This is a genomic window from Desulfocucumis palustris (assembly GCF_002933875.1).
Lineage (GTDB): Bacteria > Bacillota > Desulfotomaculia > Desulfotomaculales > Desulfocucumaceae > Desulfocucumis > Desulfocucumis palustris.
Genome location: NZ_BFAV01000042.1, coordinates 41,504 through 57,708, shown reverse-complemented (window position 1 = coordinate 57,708; position 16,205 = coordinate 41,504). Strand labels below are relative to the sequence as shown.

The 16,205-nt window shown below is 52.5% G+C and carries 17 protein-coding genes; 5 read left to right on the top strand and 12 right to left on the bottom strand.

Annotation, left to right across the window (positions count from 1 at the left end; genetic code table 11):
• Positions 1 to 28 precede the first annotated feature (28 nt).
• On the bottom strand, positions 29 to 1,519 hold the full coding sequence (locus DCCM_RS03620; RefSeq protein WP_104371090.1) for an alkaline phosphatase: 1,491 nt from the start codon (positions 1,517 to 1,519) through the stop codon (positions 29 to 31).
• Positions 1,520 to 1,846: 327 nt separating this feature from the next.
• Here DCCM_RS03620 and DCCM_RS03615 point away from each other — a divergent pair, with 327 nt between their 5' ends.
• Positions 1,847 to 2,071 (top strand): hypothetical protein, encoded by a 225-nt coding sequence (locus DCCM_RS03615; RefSeq protein ID WP_104371089.1) that lies wholly within the window; start codon positions 1,847 to 1,849, stop codon positions 2,069 to 2,071.
• A gap of 79 nt (positions 2,072 to 2,150) precedes the next feature.
• On the opposite strand, the gene DCCM_RS03610 is transcribed toward DCCM_RS03615, so the two are convergent.
• Positions 2,151 to 2,528: a spore coat protein gene (locus DCCM_RS03610; protein WP_104371088.1), complete on the bottom strand. Its 378-nt coding sequence runs from the start codon at positions 2,526 to 2,528 to the stop codon at positions 2,151 to 2,153.
• 112 nt (positions 2,529 to 2,640) lie between these two features.
• The gene (locus tag DCCM_RS03605; protein ID WP_231702637.1) at positions 2,641 to 2,883 is read right to left on the bottom strand and encodes a hypothetical protein; all 243 of its coding nucleotides are present in this window, start codon (positions 2,881 to 2,883) and stop codon (positions 2,641 to 2,643) included.
• Positions 2,884 to 3,054: 171 nt separating this feature from the next.
• Here DCCM_RS03605 and DCCM_RS03600 point away from each other — a divergent pair, with 171 nt between their 5' ends.
• Positions 3,055 to 3,645, top strand: coding sequence for a L,D-transpeptidase (locus DCCM_RS03600; protein ID WP_104371087.1), 591 nt, complete (start codon positions 3,055 to 3,057; stop codon positions 3,643 to 3,645).
• Between the two features lie 11 nt (positions 3,646 to 3,656).
• On the opposite strand, the gene DCCM_RS03595 is transcribed toward DCCM_RS03600, so the two are convergent.
• Positions 3,657 to 4,904, bottom strand: a complete 1,248-nt coding sequence (locus DCCM_RS03595) for a BaiN/RdsA family NAD(P)/FAD-dependent oxidoreductase (protein ID WP_269433728.1) — start codon at positions 4,902 to 4,904, stop codon at positions 3,657 to 3,659.
• 301 nt (positions 4,905 to 5,205) lie between these two features.
• Between DCCM_RS03595 and DCCM_RS03590 the strand changes: the two genes are divergently transcribed.
• From DCCM_RS03590 to DCCM_RS03580, 3 genes are all read left to right on the top strand, one after another.
• A complete protein-coding gene (locus tag DCCM_RS03590) occupies positions 5,206 to 6,345 on the top strand; it encodes a sensor histidine kinase (RefSeq protein ID WP_104371085.1) in 1,140 nt (379 codons plus the stop codon).
• A gap of 160 nt (positions 6,346 to 6,505) precedes the next feature.
• Positions 6,506 to 7,648, top strand: a complete 1,143-nt coding sequence (locus DCCM_RS03585; protein WP_104371084.1) for a sensor histidine kinase — start codon at positions 6,506 to 6,508, stop codon at positions 7,646 to 7,648.
• Positions 7,649 to 7,665: 17 nt separating this feature from the next.
• A complete protein-coding gene (locus DCCM_RS03580) occupies positions 7,666 to 8,328 on the top strand; it encodes a response regulator (RefSeq protein ID WP_104371083.1) in 663 nt (220 codons plus the stop codon).
• A gap of 22 nt (positions 8,329 to 8,350) precedes the next feature.
• Here DCCM_RS03580 and ychF read toward each other — a convergent pair whose 3' ends face one another.
• From ychF to DCCM_RS03540, 8 genes are all read right to left on the bottom strand, one after another.
• On the bottom strand, positions 8,351 to 9,442 hold the full coding sequence (gene ychF / locus DCCM_RS03575; protein WP_104371082.1) for a redox-regulated ATPase YchF: 1,092 nt from the start codon (positions 9,440 to 9,442) through the stop codon (positions 8,351 to 8,353).
• Positions 9,443 to 9,627: 185 nt separating this feature from the next.
• Entirely contained in the window at positions 9,628 to 10,479 is an 852-nt protein-coding gene (locus DCCM_RS03570) for a carbon-nitrogen hydrolase family protein (RefSeq protein ID WP_104371081.1), read from the bottom strand.
• Positions 10,480 to 10,482: 3 nt separating this feature from the next.
• The gene (locus DCCM_RS03565) at positions 10,483 to 11,181 is read right to left on the bottom strand and encodes a hypothetical protein (RefSeq protein ID WP_104371080.1); all 699 of its coding nucleotides are present in this window, start codon (positions 11,179 to 11,181) and stop codon (positions 10,483 to 10,485) included.
• 12 nt (positions 11,182 to 11,193) lie between these two features.
• Entirely contained in the window at positions 11,194 to 12,171 is a 978-nt protein-coding gene (floA, locus tag DCCM_RS03560) for a flotillin-like protein FloA (RefSeq protein WP_373855391.1), read from the bottom strand.
• 615 nt (positions 12,172 to 12,786) lie between these two features.
• Complete coding sequence (locus DCCM_RS03555; RefSeq protein WP_104371078.1) at positions 12,787 to 13,059, bottom strand: (2Fe-2S)-binding protein; 273 nt, start codon at positions 13,057 to 13,059, stop codon at positions 12,787 to 12,789.
• A complete protein-coding gene (locus tag DCCM_RS03550) occupies positions 13,028 to 14,296 on the bottom strand; it encodes an NAD(P)/FAD-dependent oxidoreductase (protein WP_104371077.1) in 1,269 nt (422 codons plus the stop codon). The genes DCCM_RS03555 and DCCM_RS03550 overlap by 32 nt, the downstream gene beginning before the upstream one ends.
• Positions 14,286 to 14,606, bottom strand: a complete 321-nt coding sequence (locus DCCM_RS03545; RefSeq protein ID WP_104371076.1) for a (2Fe-2S)-binding protein — start codon at positions 14,604 to 14,606, stop codon at positions 14,286 to 14,288. Before DCCM_RS03545 ends, DCCM_RS03550 begins: the two co-directional genes overlap by 11 nt.
• Positions 14,607 to 14,655: 49 nt before the next feature.
• A complete protein-coding gene (locus DCCM_RS03540) occupies positions 14,656 to 16,104 on the bottom strand; it encodes a sodium:solute symporter family protein (RefSeq protein ID WP_104371075.1) in 1,449 nt (482 codons plus the stop codon).
• Positions 16,105 to 16,205: the final 101 nt, after the last annotated feature.

Here is a 16,205-nt window from a genome sequence, read left to right as displayed (position 1 = left end):
CGGCAAGAAATTCTAAAAGGTTTTTTAATCAGCTTATATTTGTGATGGCGGCCAGCTTGTAATAAATCTCAGTGTTATCGTAGAAGCCGTTAAACATATCGGCGCCGCTGCCCATGGCATAAACCGGCACCGGAAGGCCGGTGTGGGAGTAAGAAGTGAAGCTGAGTCCGGCCTTGTTATTCACGATATGGCACAGGGTTACGCTTAAGGGTTCATAAGTGCCGTAAAGTATATTTTCCTGCTCGTTATATTTCCTCTCTGATTTATCTATCATGGACCAGTCAAGGGCCTTGCGCAGCATGCCCATTTCATACTGGCTCAGATTGGCCGTACTTAATCCATAGGCGCTTTTTATTTCGTCCATCAGGTCTTCCAGTTTGGCCGTATCCCTGGTTGCGGTTTTCTTGTACTGACTTAGAATTTTGTCGAATTCCACATAGGACATGGTCACAGGCTGAAGCTTCTCAAAGTAGGTGCTGTACCCGGTGTTGGCAAAGCCCAGGGTCATACCGCCGCACTCGTGGTCGGCGGTAACCAGAATCAGAGTCTCCTCGGGATGTTTATTATAGAATTTCACAGCTTCTTCAACCGCGTCGGCAAAGGCTATGGTATCATGGATGGAAGCGGCGGCATCGTTGGCATGGTTGGCCCAGTCGATTTTACCGCCTTCCGTCATTATGAAGAATCCTTTGGGGTTATCCAGCACCTCTATGCCCTCTTTAACAAAATCGGCCAGGGAGAGTTCACCCTTTTCCTCATTCCGGTCAATCTCGTAGTTTAAGGCCGTTCCATCCAGCGCCGGACTTATTGCAACCACTTTGCCGGAATTTTTGTCCAGGGCGCGTATTTCTTCATTGGTATCCGCGATGGTGTAACCTGCTTCCTCTACAATTTCAAAAATGGGTTTTTGATCCTTGTTGGTCCCCGTGGGCTTGTCGAAAGAGCCGCCCCCAAAGAAGTCAAACCCGCTGGCCGCCAGTTGCTTGCCTATGTCGTAAGCGTCGTCCCTGCTGGCAACCTTGGCGTAATAAGCGGCAGGGGTGGCATGGGTGATGGGTACGCTGGTGATGATGCCTATTTTGTAGCCCCTTGCTTTTAAGTCTTCGGTAATGGGTTTATATTTTTTGGTTTTGGTTTCATCCATGTTAATTACTCCGGAAAGGGTCTTTTGACCTGAAGCCAGGGAAGTGGCGGTGGAGGCCGAATCAGGAATAAATGACGTGGAATCCTGGGTCATAAGGGCTCCGTGAGTGGGAAACTGGGTAAAATTGACCTGCTTTGGGGTGACTTTTCCGGGCATGGCCTTTTGTCCCATATACATTTCCGCGCTGCTGACCTGGGCATAGCTCATGCCGTCTCCTATAAACACAAAAACATACTTGGGAACCTTCCCGGTGTAAACCTCGCCCTTGCCGGACTTGGCTACTCCCACCGTGGCCGGGCTTGCTATGAAAGACACAAACAGAGCCAGGACGGCCAGCAGGGAAATTATGCCTGCCCAACGTTTTCTTTTGCTCATGGAATGCTAACACCTCCAACTTTTTTTAATGTTCAAATCTTACATGGTAAAAGTTAGGTAATTTTTAGATTTTTGTTAACGTATTGAAAAATTTTAAACCAGGTATTATCCGTATTTGCCTTTATATAATATTTAGATGGAATTTTTTATAACGCCGGCAACTATTAATAATTGTTTTCCGTCATTGGGGAAACATTAGGGCTGTTTATGGGAAAGATTATAAAGTGGTGAATCTCAATAGAAAAGCTTAACCACCGCGAGCCCGGGCAAGGATGGCACGGCAGCTGCCCGGTGGAAACAGAGCTGAAATTTAGGAGGTCTTTTTTGATGGAGCGGCTTGAACTTTTAAGAAAAAACCTGAATAACTCACTAATACTGATTAAAGAATCCGTGGACGCCAGCGTGATATTAATCAAAGAAGGCCACAAACGGGAAGTTACCGGGCTATGGGAAGATTTCCTGGGGACCTTTATAAAATATCTGAGGCAAAAAAGCAAGGAATCCGGCATAAACCTCCTGGCCAGCATAAATTTCATGCGTGTTTGGAGATAGTTTCCACCCTATAGTCAATAATTTGCACAAAAGGAAAGAACCCGCCGGAGGGCGGGTTCCTGCACAGGCCTTTTTCCCATTACCGGCCTGTGGCGCCGTAAGTTCCCGGCATGCCCGGAATGTTCTGGCCCTGCATGCCGTAGTAATTTTGGCCGGCCATACCGGGGCTGATCATTTGCTGAGCAGCCATACCCGCTTGCTGTCCCATGCCCATGCCCACGGAGGTGGCATAGGTTCCGGCGGCGGCTGCCCGGGCAGGTTCCACCTGGTAATATCCCCTGGTATACATGAGTTCAAATATCTGCCTGTGGGTATTGAGCTCGTCGTTATGGAGCTGCATAAGCACATTCCGGGATCTGTCACTGGCCGCCTCCAGGATGGCATGATGGTAACAGGTGGAAATGTGCTTGGCCCCCAGAAGCAAATCCGTGAGTATTTCACGATCGCCCAAATTCATTTTTATCGCCTCCTTTTAAGGTAAAGGGACGCGCTGTCCCTAAATTGGAACACATCCTCCGGTGTCCCCTAATCCACCCATTCTTCACAAATACGAAGATATTTTTCCTGCTTTAATGGCCACCCATACCCGGCATGCCGGTTCCGGCGGTCCCAGCCAGGCTGGCCTCCTGGAGCAGGCTGTTGAGCATGCCGATATGCCGCTGCCCCCGGTCGACACTCTGCTGGAGCAGGCTCTGCACGGCGGGATCCCTGGACATATTAAGATAGTTCTGGGCCTTTTTGGAACATAATTCCTCTGCCTTTAGCTGTTCCATAATGAGAAGTTTTTCAATCTCGCTCAATCTGGTATTCACTTACTCACCTCCCCGCTTTTAGGTACGGTGTTAGTATTATCCATGTTTAATTCATTTATGTAGCCACCGTTTTCACCGGCAAAAATTCAGCTTTATTTACGCACATATTTGAAGGCCCGCCGCATATAAAGGTAAGGTGACACTACCACATTAACGGCGGGAGGCCCTAATATGCCCGGACAAAGATTGCTGATTGCCGTCATCGGCCTGCTGGTGATTTTTTGTTATATCCCCGGCGCGGCGGCAGGGTACAAAATCGTAATAGATAAATCAACCAATCAACTAAAACTTTACAATGATGAAAGGGTTGTTAAAACCTTTCCGGTGGCCACCGGGAAAAACCCCTCCCTCACCCCCGAAGGCAAATTTACCATTGCCAGCAAAATAGTAAACCCTTATTACAGCAAACTGCGGATTCCCGGGGGCAGCCCTCAAAACCCCCTGGGAATCCGCTGGCTCGGGTTAAACCTGGGTGGAGGGGGGCAGTATGGAATACACGGAACCAACAACCCTTCTTCCATCGGCAAATATGCCTCAGCTGGATGCATCAGAATGAATAATAAGGACGTGGTGTGGCTCTATGACACCGTTCCCCTGGGAACACCCGTGGAAATATACCGTTCCGGGGAAAAGAAAAATACTGCTGAAAAGCAAAAAACCCCGGAATTCCGGATTGACCCGGAACTGCCCGGGGATTTAAAAACAGCCCTGAAAAATGGAATGATAGTTCCTGAACAATGGGGCGCGGGAGCCGGGAAGTAAAAATAAACTTCTCACTTCCGGCCTCTCATTGCCGAAATACCGGCCAGGTGGCCGGTGGAAAAGGCAATGTGCATGTTGAAGCCCCCTGTATAGCCGTCAACATCCAGCACCTCTCCGGCAAAAAATAGCCCCTGAACAATTTTGGACTCCATGGTGGCGGGATTGACCCCCTTGACATCCACCCCTCCCGCGGTTACCACCGCTTCCCTGATGGGCCTGGTGGCCGTGACGGTCAATGCCAGCCCTTTCATCGTATCGGCCAGCTTGCGCCGGACAGCCTTTCCGGCCTGTGCCGCCCTGATGCCGTCATTTACACCTGCCGCATTTATAATTACCGGCGCCAGCCTGTCCGGCACCATGCCCCGCAACAGGTTCCTCAGAGTCTTCTGCGCCGCCTGGCGTGCGGCAGACTCCATCGCGCCGGTTATTTCTTCCCTGTCCATACCGGGAAACAGGTCAATCACCAATGTCAGATTCCGTCCCCCGTCTTTCCTTTGGGAAAACCAGGCGGCGGCAGTCCTGCTCACTCTCAGCGCCGCAGGCCCCGATACCCCGAAATGGGTAAATAGTAGATCCCCCTTCGCATTATCCAGCCTGCGCCCCTCATGGAGTAGTTCCACCTTTACGCCTTCCAGGGCCATACCCTGCAACTGTTTATTTTTAATCCATTCATCGGCACAAACCAGGGCCACCCCGGAGGGAAAGAAGCCATTAATTTTATGCCCCGCGGATTCGGCCAGCCGGTAACCCATACCCGTGGAACCGGTCCCGGGATAGGAAAGCCCGCCGGTGGCCACAATCACCCGTCCGTAATATTTCTCTCCGCCGGAAGTTACCGCCCCCAGACATCCGGCGCCCCCCAGCAGCAGTCCCGCAACCTCGCTGGAACATTTAATTTCCACTCCCAGGACATGAAGATAATCCACCAGCGCAGCAACCAAATCCTCTCCGGCCACTCCGGCTGGAAAAACCTTACCTTCATCCTCCACCCGGGAATTTATGCCCAGGGCTTTGAAAAAACCCCGGCAGTCCTCCCCGGTAAAGCAGCGAAAGGCGCTATATAGAAACTTTCCGTTTCCCGGCACATTTTCCACCATTATCTCCGGGCCGGCGACATTGGTAAAATTGCACCTCCCGCCCCCGGCAATGGCCATTTTACGCCCGGGCACGGCTTTTTTCTCCAGCAGCAGCACCCGGCCCCCGGCTTTTGCCGCTGCCGACGCGGCCATCATGCCGGCCGGTCCGCCGCCCACAACCACCACATTATACTCAGAGGATAAATTTTTGCGTTTAATCGACTCAAACCTCCAAAAATATATAAAATTCTTAAGAACATATATGACAGGGATATAAATGTAATTTTACCATTTTATCACAGGTTAAAGACATTACTAACTGAAATTTATTAAGCCGCAAGGATTTAAGCAATTTAAACAGGGTGTGTCCCCCGTCATAAAAGAACAGAGGCATTCAAAAAAGGGCGGATTGCCCAAGCAGGAAATGACAATTTTTTTGTAGAATAGTGTATAATACCCAAAATTCAACAATTGAGGTTGCGCCATGCCAAGTGAGGCTTCTATTCTGGACAAAGTTGTTAAGGATACCATTTCCGCCATAGAAACGGGTAAAAGACAGATTTACGACATAGCCGAACATACCATGGCAGAATATAACCGGCTTAAGAACGAACTGGCAGAGGTAAAAAAAGAAGTAGTTGACCTAATTGATGAAGTCGACAATCTAGCCCTTTTAGAAAGAAAAGCCCGGGTTAGACTGGCTGAGGTCAGTAAAAATTTTCACCTTTACACCGAAGCCGATATTAAAAAAGCCTACGAGGATGTCCAGGATAAAAAACTGCGGCTGATGGATTTAAAAGGCAGGGAAAAGCTGCTTCGTTACAAAAGGGACAACCTGGAATTAAGCCTTCGTAGAATTAAAGATATGCTTGATAAAGCGGAAAAACTAGCTTCCCACCTGGCGGCGGTCACAAATTACCTCAACAGCGATCTGGCCAATATCACCTCCAGATTTTTGGAACTGGAACAACTACAGAACCTGGGGGTAAATATTATTCGCGCCCAGGAGGAAGAACGCAGGAAAGTGGCCAGGGATATTCACGACGGCCCGGCCCAGCTCTTGGCCAATATAGTAATGAGGGCGGAATTCTGTCTTAAACTGATGGAAATAGACCACAACAAGGTCAAGGAGGAACTGACGGCTTTGCAGCAAATGGTCAGGCAAAGCCTTCAGGACGTACGGAAAATTATTTTCGACCTGCGCCCCATGGTGCTGGACGATTTGGGACTGATACCTGCCATTAGGCGGTATTTTGAGGAATTTACCGCGGAGGCCGGCCTGACCGCGGAACTTGTGACCACGGGTGATAACAGGAGATTTGCCACCACCATTGAGGTGGCGCTGTTCAGGGTTTTTCAGGAATGCCTCAGCAATATCAGAAAGCATGCCGCAGCCACTCAACTGCTGGTAAAAATTGAGGTTTTGCACAACAAGGTGAATATGTCCGTGAAGGACAACGGGGCTGGTTTCAACCCCAAAAATGTAATGGCCGACAAAAAATCCGAAGGTTATGGTTTGATAGGCATGAGGGAAAGGATACAGATACTGAAAGGAGAATTTTCGGTAACCTCGGTCCCTAAAAAAGGGACCAGCATACACATATCGGTTCCCCTGGAAGATTGACATAGGCCCCTGCGACCCGGCACAGCAGGGGCCTTGCGCTTTGCTAAGGCCTTTACTTTTTAACCGGGTTACAACTATCTGCTCTTTTAAACAAGGATATATTCTCCCTCCTGTAGAATATTTTTGATTAATATGCAAAAATATCATTTTGAGGTGGCCCATGACATCCGAAGTTGAAACCCTTGACAAGGTCATAAAGGATACCATTGCCGCCATTGAACACGGGAAAAGACAGATATTTGAGATAGCGGAGCATTCCGCTGCCGAATATAAGCGGCTGGAGCAGGAGTTGCAGCAAATAAAAAAAGACGTGGAGGAAATAATTAACGCGGTTGACCAGCTTCAGGCAGAGGAAAAAAAGGCCCGCAGGCGACTTGCCCAGGTAAGTGAGAACTTTCATTCTTTTAAAGAGATTGATATAAAGAACGCCTATATGGAGGCCCAGCAGAAAAAAGTAAGACTGGCTGATTTAAGGGGAAAGGAAAATTTAATAAGAGCCAAAAGAGACTACCTGGAGACAAGTCTCCTGAAGGTGAAAAATATGCTTACCAGGTCGGAAAACCTGGCTTCCCATCTCACAGCCGTCACAAATTACCTGAACAACGCCATGCATGACGTTAATTCCAGGTTCACCGAACTGGAGCAGATTCAAAATCTAGGGGTAAGCATCATCCGGGCGCAGGAAGAGGAGCGGCGCAAGGTTGCCCGGGATATACACGACGGCCCGGCACAACTGCTGGCTAATATTATTATGCGCACGGAATACTGTCTTAAGCTGCTGGACAAGGACCAGGCGGGGGTCCGGGAGGAACTTGTGGCGTTGCAGGCTATGGTGCGCCAGAGCCTGCAAGACGTGCGCAAAATAATATTCGACTTAAGGCCCATGGTTTTGGATGATCTGGGGTTGATTCCGGCGCTTAACCACTTTCTCGACGATTTCTTCATTCAAAACGGAATACCCGTGGATATCAACATTACCGGAGAGCCCAGGCGTTTTTCCATGCCTATGGAAATAGCCCTGTTCAGGGTGGTACAGGAAAGCATCAGCAACATTAAAAAACATTCCCAGGCCAGCCATGTTAATGTGAAAATGGAAATATTGAGCCACAAAATCAATCTAATAATAAAAGATAACGGAAAAGGATTTAATATTAAAGAAGTTTTTGCCGATAAAAAAAGAGAAGGCTACGGGCTCATCGGAATGAGAGAGAGAATACAGGTATTAAATGGTGAGTTTTCAATAAGCGCATCCCCCGGCAGGGGCACCACCATAAATATATCTGTTCCTCTGGATGAGGATTAAAACCGGAGGTTGAATAAATGAACACCATTAAATTAATCATTGTGGACGATCACGCTTTAATACGCGAGGGATTAACCAAAATACTGTCCCTGGAGGGGGATATTGAAGTGGTGGGCGAGGCTGCCAGCGGCTCGGAAGCTGTTGAAAGGGTCGCCTCCATAGATGCCGACATTATTTTGATGGATATCAATATGCCCGGCATGAGCGGTGTTGAGGCCTGCAAAATTATAAAAAAGGAAAAGGAGTCCATAGGAATAATAGCCCTGACCATTCACGACCAGGAGGAATATTTGTTCGAATGTATCAGGGCCGGAGCCTCCGCCTACCTTCTGAAAGATGTAAGCCCGGGGCAGTTGGTGGATACCATAAGGGGCGTTGCCAGGGGAGAGTCCTTTATTCCGCCAAAGCTCATGAGCAAAGTGTTTAGCGAGATTAACAGGCTCACCGACACCCCTAAAACAGGCTCCAGAAATATTAGCGATGAACTGTTGACACCCAGGGAAAAAGAAGTGTTAAGACTGGTGGCTCAGGGTGAATCCAACAGATCCATAGCCAAAAGCCTGTTTATAAGCGAAAAAACGGTAAAGAACCACCTTTACCGTATTTTCCAGAAGCTCGAAGTGGAGGACCGCACCCAGGCCGCCCTTTACGCGGTTAAAAGCAAACTGGTCAACCTCTGACAGACACTTTAAACCTTTTACTTTACACGTTAAACCGGAAGTTGATTATATCCCCGTCCTGAACAATATACTCCTTACCTTCCAGTCTGGCCAGGCCCTTTTCCTTAACCCTGGCCATGGAGCCGGTGTCAATCAGGTCAGCGTATTTAACCACCTCGGCCCGGATAAAGCCCCTCTCTATATCGGAGTGGATTTTACCGGCGGCTCTTTTGGCGTCCGTATCCCTGTGAATAGTCCAGGCTTTTACCTCATCCTCCCCCACGGTAAAGAAGGATATCAGCCCCAGGGTATCGTAAGCTGCCAGGGCCAGCCTTTCCACCCCCAGCTCCGTGAGACCCAAATCGGACATGAATAATTCCCTGTCCTCCGGGGGCAGTTCACTGATTTCCGCCTCCATCAGACCGCACACCTCGATATGTTTTATGCCCCTTTGGGCGGCAAGCTCTTCCACTTCTTTTTTATGGGGGTAATTTCCGGACTTAAACTGCCCCTCGTCGGTGTTTATCACCCAGATAACCTTTTTTTCGGTAAGCATGTTGTAATTAACCAGCAGCCCCCGCTCTTCCTCAGTCAATTCCAGGCTGTGCAGGGGAACCTCATTCTCCAGTGCCGCGTAACACTTTTTAAGCACCTGCAGTTCCGCGGCGTTTTCCTTGGTTATCTTTTTGCCGCCCTCAATGCGCAATATTCTCTTTTCCACCAGCTCCATATCCGCAAAAAGCAGTTCCATGTCAATGGTTTCAATATCCCTCAGGGGATCCACGTCCCCGTCCACATGCGGCACATTACCGTTATTGAAGGCTCTTACCACATGGATAAGCAAATCGGCATTTCTAATGCCCTCCAGGAACTGGTTTCCCACACCCTTACCCTGGCTGGAACCCCTCACCAGGCCGGGAACGTCGCTGAACTGCACCTGGGCGAAAATTGTTTTTTTGGGTTTAAACATGCCGCTCAAAAGATCCACCCGCCGGTCGGGAATCCTGGCCATGCTTACGTTGGTCTCCGTTTTTCCGGATAGAAAATTGGAAGTTTCCGCCCCGGCATTGGTTACCAGGTTGAAAACGGTGGTTTTGCCCACCATGGGAAGTCCTATTATCCCTGCTGTTAACATAATATAACATCACCCGCTACATTTTAACAGAAAATGCCCGGCCAAACAATAACCCTGAAGATGTGGAAGGGGCGGCAAGGTGGTGGGGCTGGCAAGGGCTGGGCTGGCAAGGGGACGTTTCGTTTGCCATCTCAAGAGATGGCAAACGAAACGTCCCCTTGCCAGCCTGCTTCCACCCACTCACCTCACACTTGGTCCCCTGGCACATCAGCAAGCTCCCTCAACTGGTATAAATCAGTGCGGCGGTGAGCCGTCAAAGGAAGTTCCCGCCGAATTTTTTCTATTCTGGCCAATTCCAGTTCCCCGGTCAGCACTTCTTCTCCATGGCCCGCCCGGGCCAGCACCTCTCCCCAGGGGTCAACCATAATTGAATGGCCGAAGGCCACGTAGCCGGCGTTAACATCCCTGGCCGGGGAGGCGGCGATAACGAACAGCTGATTGTCCACCGCCCGCATCCTGAATACAAGATCCCAGTGGGCGGGGCCTGTGGTCATGTTGAATGCCGCGGGAACAACAATTATCTTGGCCCCCTTTAAAGCCATAAGTCTAATCAGCTCGGGGAACCTGATGTCATAACAGATGGCCACCCCCAGAGGGCCGAATTCCGTGGGGACCACCGTTATCCGCTCCCCGGCTCCCAGGGTGCTGGACTCCTTTACCGTTATCCCGCCGGGCAATTCCACGTCAAAAAGGTGCACCTTGCGGTGCCTGCCCAAAAGGTTTCCATCCGGGCCGAAAATGAAGCTGGTGTTGTAAACCCGCTCCCCGTCCCGCTCGGGCAAAGACCCGCCCGCCAGGTATACCTTACTTTCCCTGGCGGCGGCGGAAAGCATTTTAAAAGTCTCCCCCTCCGGAAAGGTTTCCGCGTAAAGGGGAAACAGAGGTGCCTGGTAAGGGCAGTTGAACATCTCCGGCAACACCACCAACCGGGCTCCATTCCCGGCCGCCCCGGCGATCATTTCACTGGCCTTTTTTATATTGGCGGATTTATCTTCCACCACTTTTAACTGGCATACGGCAGCCTTGATGCCCTCCAACTGTCAGCGCCTCCTTCTTCCCCGGCCTCCCCGGGGACCCAGCAATTCGGCAAGTATAATGCCGTAACCGATATTCCGGGGTGTAAACAACTTATTTAATTTACCCCCGCGGTATTCCGATGCCTGCCGGCTCTCCGGAACTGTTTCATCTTTTTGCCGTATTTCCCGGCTATCCCCTGCTTCACATGTTCCTGCATATGTTCTTTCGGCGGGCGCCCTCCGGCCGGCCCGCTCCCTGCCGCCGTCCCGGGGCGGCGGACCGGAAATTTCCCGGGGCTTGCCCCGCTCCCGGGAGGTTTCCCTTGCAACCCTGGGTTCCGGTGGCTCTTCCGGCTGTTTATCCGGACTTTCTCCGGAAGGCCGGGGGGCATCCGGCTTTGTATCCATGGGGTTGTGGTCTTCCCGCCGGGGCTGCGGCCCCCTGCCCCAGGGCCCGGCGACATAATCATCCTCAACAGGCGCCGGCGGTTCGCCCCCGGATTTCCACCAGGGGCCGGGAAGCGGGGTGTCAGAGTCCGCCCCCGCAGGTTCCCGGCCGGGGCGCGGCAGCCCGGAGTAATTATCCCCGGTATCGGAGGCCGGAGGCCTCTCCCCCTTTGAGCCCGGCTCCGGCAGGCGCCCTCCGGGGAAATCCCTGCGCCCCACCCGGGAAACGGCTTTGAAGATAATGTACAAAAGGGCGATTATCCATATATATTCCATCAAACAAAGCTCCTATTTGCCGTCCACCGGAATTTTACCCCGGCGTCCGGTGTCGTCGTCCAGATTAGATATGCTTTCTCTCATCCTGGTGTCGGCCAGCAGGTTCTGCATGTTATAGTAATCCATGACCCCCAGCTTGCCCTGCCGGAGGGCGTCGGCCATGGCTCTGGGCACATCCGCCTCCGCCTCAACCACCTTGGCCCTCATTTCCTCCACGGAGGCCTTCATTTCCTGCTCCCTGGCCACGGCCATGGCTCTCCTTTCCTCGGCCTTGGCCTGGGCTATGCGTTTATCCGCCTCGGCCTGGTCCGTTTGCAGCTGCGCGCCTATGTTCCTGCCCACATCCACATCGGCTATGTCGATGGATAAAATTTCAAAGGCTGTGCCCGCGTCCAGTCCTTTTTCCAGCACTGTGCGGGATATGGAATCGGGGTTCTCCAGAACGTGTTTGTGGGCGGCGGCGGAACCCACGGTGGTTACCACTCCCTCACCAACCCTGGCCAGTATGGTTTCCTCACCGGCGCCGCCCACCAGCCGGTCGATATTAGCCCGAACCGTCACCCGGGCCACCACCTTCACCTCAATGCCGTCCTTGGCCACGGCGGAAACAAGGGGTGTCTGGATTACCTTGGGATTAACGCTCATCTGAACCGCCTGCAGCACGTCCCGGCCCGCCAGGTCAATGGCCGCCGCCCGCTCGAAGGCCAGGGGTATGGCCGCCCTTTCGGCGGCGATAAGGGAGTTGATAACCCGGTCCACATTACCCCCTGCCAGAAAGTGCGCTTCAAGCTGGTTAACCGTGACATTCAAGCCCGCCTTGTCCGCTTTTATCAGCGGCCCGACTATCTGCGCCGGAGGAACCCGGCGCAGCCTCATTCCGATCAGGGTGAATATGCCTATGCGCACCCCGGCTGCCAGGGCTGAAATCCACAGTCCCACCGGGACGAAGGAAAATACAATGGCCACCGCTATAAGTATTAAAACCAGCATAATTATGGAAGAGGTAAAAACAAACATCTAGTTTCATACACCTCCGGTAACTTTATTAACTAAAGTTTATAGTAAAATGGCTGATTTGTCCAACCGGCGGAACAATAAATACCATAAATTGGCAGTATATAAAAAACAAAATTGTAGATAATACAACCAACAGGGTTCGTAATGGCCGAGCCAAGAGTGTCACAGGGTCTTAAAAGGCTCTGTGATAGTCGGCCAAAGATTAATATCGGGTCGCAAAGGCTCGGTATTAGTCGGCGGGAAGACTGGTGTATGTTCCGGCAGGCTATGTTGCAGTCCGAACGATTGCAACATGGTCGTAAGGGATGTACATTGGTCGAGCTAAGATTATTATGGGTTTCGAATATCTCAATCCCGGTTTGAAACAGGTTGATTTTTGAGGTCTGTAACAGTCGAAAGATTGTTGCGGGCTTCTAAGGTATCCATAATAGTCAAGCAAAGATTATTATGGGTGTCGTAATGGTCTATAACAGCCGAAAGGTTGTTATGGGCTGCGCAGATACTCATAGTAGTTGTAGCGTAGGTCATTACGGGCTCTAAATGAAACCCTCTTCAGATCAGGTCTGAAGAGGGTTTCTTATTGGGTCTTTAATTTTCCCCGGCTATTTCTCCCAGCAAAACAGACCTGGCCGGAGGCCGGACTGTGGATGGGGCAATTTCATTTTCATTTCCGGCGCTCTCCATTTTTTGGGCCAGCACAGCCTTTATCAGGGGCTGGCACACTCTGCCCTGGCACATTCCCATGCAGGCCCTGGTGCGTTTTTTTACGCCGCTTACGGTGGAAGCCCCTTCTTCTACGGCCTGGATAATTTCTCCCAGGGTCACTTCCTCACAACGGCACACTATAAGATTGTGGTCCATCCGGGACACCTCCCTCCGGATTTTGCTTCCGGCCGGCCCACAGGAGGCTTATTTTTTTCCTGCCCTCCGGCGCTTCCTGGAAAAATTTTATCGGCGCCTCCTCCCTGGCCCGCTCCAACCGGGAGGCAGCCAATTCCAGTTCTTTTTCCCCGGCCTTGCCGGCTTTGGCCAGATACGACCAGATCCCGGCCCCGGCCAGGGTACCCTGGGCCATGGCCACCGGAGCGCCTTCAATGCCGGTGATATTTCCCGCCACGAACACTCCCGCCCGGGGCGTTTCCATGGCAGGCCCGTGCAGGGGCACCCTGCCGCCCAGCTGGGGCACATCCACCAGGGGGCAGCCCGCAAGGGAGGCCAGTTCGGCCAGGGGGTACAGTCCCCCGGAAATACACACCGCATCCACGTCAATGGCGGAACACTCCTCCTGCTGCCTGCCGCAGTGGGAAACACCGGCGGTGACTATGCGCTCCACGCTGTCCTCACCCTCTATTCTCACCACCGCCCGGCGCAGATGCAGGGGAATGCCCCATATTTTCATGGTGGACAGCCCGCAAAGCCTGGCCCCCAGGTCCCTGTACCTGCCTCCGAATATTCCGGCGGCGGCTTTTAGCAAGGCTCCCGGGGACATATCAGCGGACCGGGAAAGAGAGCCTATAACCTCCGGCGGCATGCCCAGCCGGCCTGTGAGTACCCCGGGGGGAGGCAGGTATATTCCCACCACTTCCACCCCGGCTTTTTTCAATTCTCCCGCCACTGAAATTGCCAGGGGATCTATCCCCACCACGGCCACCCTTTTGCCCGGGCGAACCCTGTGCAAATTGGTGAAAACCTGGGCCGCCCCCACGGACATGACCCCGGGCAGGGTCCACCCCGGCACAGGCACCGCCCGCTCGGCAGCCCCGGTGGCCAGGAGCAGCGCCCCGGCCTCCATTTCACCGCTGACAGCCCCGCTCAAATACAGCCGGCGGCCCGGGGCAATGTTCCAAACGCTTGTCCCGGTTAGAATTTTTACCCCGCTGCCGCATGCCTCTTCCTTCAACTTTCCGGCAATGTCCCTGCCTATCCACAGCCGCTCCCCGGGGGGTTTTTGGGGATTTTCAAAAAGCTGTCCCAAAAGCCGTCCCCCCGGGATAAAATACTCGTCCAGCACCGTGACCCCCAGCCCCTTTTGGGCCAGGAACACTGCCGCGCTGAGTCCGGCGGGGCCGGCGCCCACGATGGCCACGTCAGTTTTCATGAATCCCCGCCACCCTTTCCCAGCCTGACGAAATCACCATGTCTTTTCGCAGCGGGGTTATACAGGCCCGCACACCGGGCACTCCGTCCACCGTCACCCGGCACTCGTAGCAGTGCCCTATGCCGCAATATATCCCCCTGGACCTGCCGCTTTTTTCATGGCGGCGCAGGGTCCTTACGCCGTTGGCCAGGAGAGCGGCGGCAATAGGCTCCCCGGCAAGGCCTTTAAATTTTCGTCCGTCAAAAACAAATTCAACCTCTTCCCGGCAGCGGGAATCTTCCTGTCCGCACTCGCCTTCGATGCGCAGCATATTTTCCTCCAAGCAAAAGAATTATGTGTAAGCGGCTTAATGAAAACCGCTATCTGGCCGGCCGGAGGGCCGACTCGCTCATTTCATCAATGACCGCCAGCTGATTCTTGGTCATGAGTGATACAATGATCGCCAGCAGCGCCGTTAAGGGAATGGCCCAAAGCACTCCCAGGCTCAAGGCTATCACCGCCCCGGCAACCAGGGCCACCCGTGCCCCCCAGGGGGTAAGCCGGCTGTTGTGCCTGCCGCCGGCCTCAAAGGGCCGGCCGTAATCCCGCTTCCACAGCAGCCCCACCAGGTAAACCGGCACCACGCTGCCCCCGGCCATGGTGTAGGCCTTGGAGAAAAGGGTCATGATGCTGGGCGAATACATGGCGGCCAGGGCGGCAAATATGCCCACCACCACGGTCAGCCCCTTGGCCAGGCTTACCTGGGTCTTTTCCCCCACAGTGGTGTTGAAGGGGCGGATAAAGTCATTTACCAGTATCACCGCCGCGGAATTAAGATTTGAGGCCGCACTGGAGATGGCCGCGGAAAGAATAAGGGTAAATACAATGGCGGTCACCGCCAGGGGCAGCTGGTGAACCATGAGCCAGGGCATGGCCATATTGGGGTCCAGGCCGGGATTTAAGGTTCTGGTGACCATGCCCACCAGCACCGTCAGGCAGGTGGTGACCAGGGCGAAGGTACCCGCCACCAGCATGCCGTTGCGGGCGGTTTTGCCGTCTTTTGAGGCGAAACAGCGCTGCCAGTACACCTGGGCCGCCAGTATGCCGAAACAGGCGGTGATAAAGTTATTCACTGCGGGCCAGGAAAGCTTGAAATCCGTCAGTTCCCCCGCCCCGGCCGCTGAAAGTTTGGCGCTGAGCTCAGTTATGCTGTAATCCACCGGGGCGAAGGCCACCAGGTAGAACACCACTCCGAAAATCGCTATAATGATTCCTTGCAGGTACTCTGTCCAGACCACCCCGTGAATTCCGCCTATATAGGTGTACATTATGAATATGGCTGAAAAGAAAAGTATAATATACGTAGGATTGGCCCCGGTAAATTGCCCGAAAACGTAGCCGAGACCCATTCCCTGCCCGCCTATCCAGGCTATCATGATAGAAACTGTAAGCAGCCCCACAATGGCCCTGGATATTTTGTCCCTGAAAAGCAGGTCGTCCATCATTTCGGCAATGGAGCGATAAAAAAACCTTCCGGCAAAACCGGCAAAAAGCAGCGCGAATATTATTTTCGACCCCTGCTCGCCAAATACGAAAAACAGCTGGCTGAAGCCGATTTTAAAGCCGTTGGTGGCATGGCCCATAAAATTGCCCGCCCCCATGATGGTGGACATATCGGTGAACATCACCAGCACAAAGGGCAGGGTGCCGCCCGCTATGGCGTAGCTGGTAAAGCTTTCCGAAGCCTTATCCCTGACCCGCCAGGCGATCCAGAGAAAAATAGCACAGAATACAATGGTAATAATCCACGTGATGTAAAACAAAGACATACTAAAATGTTACCTCCCTCTTTTTACTTTTTACAATGTACTGTTTCTCTCCTTTCCGCTTCTTTGCATATTTTAAAGGTCTCCGGCGACCAACCTGTCCG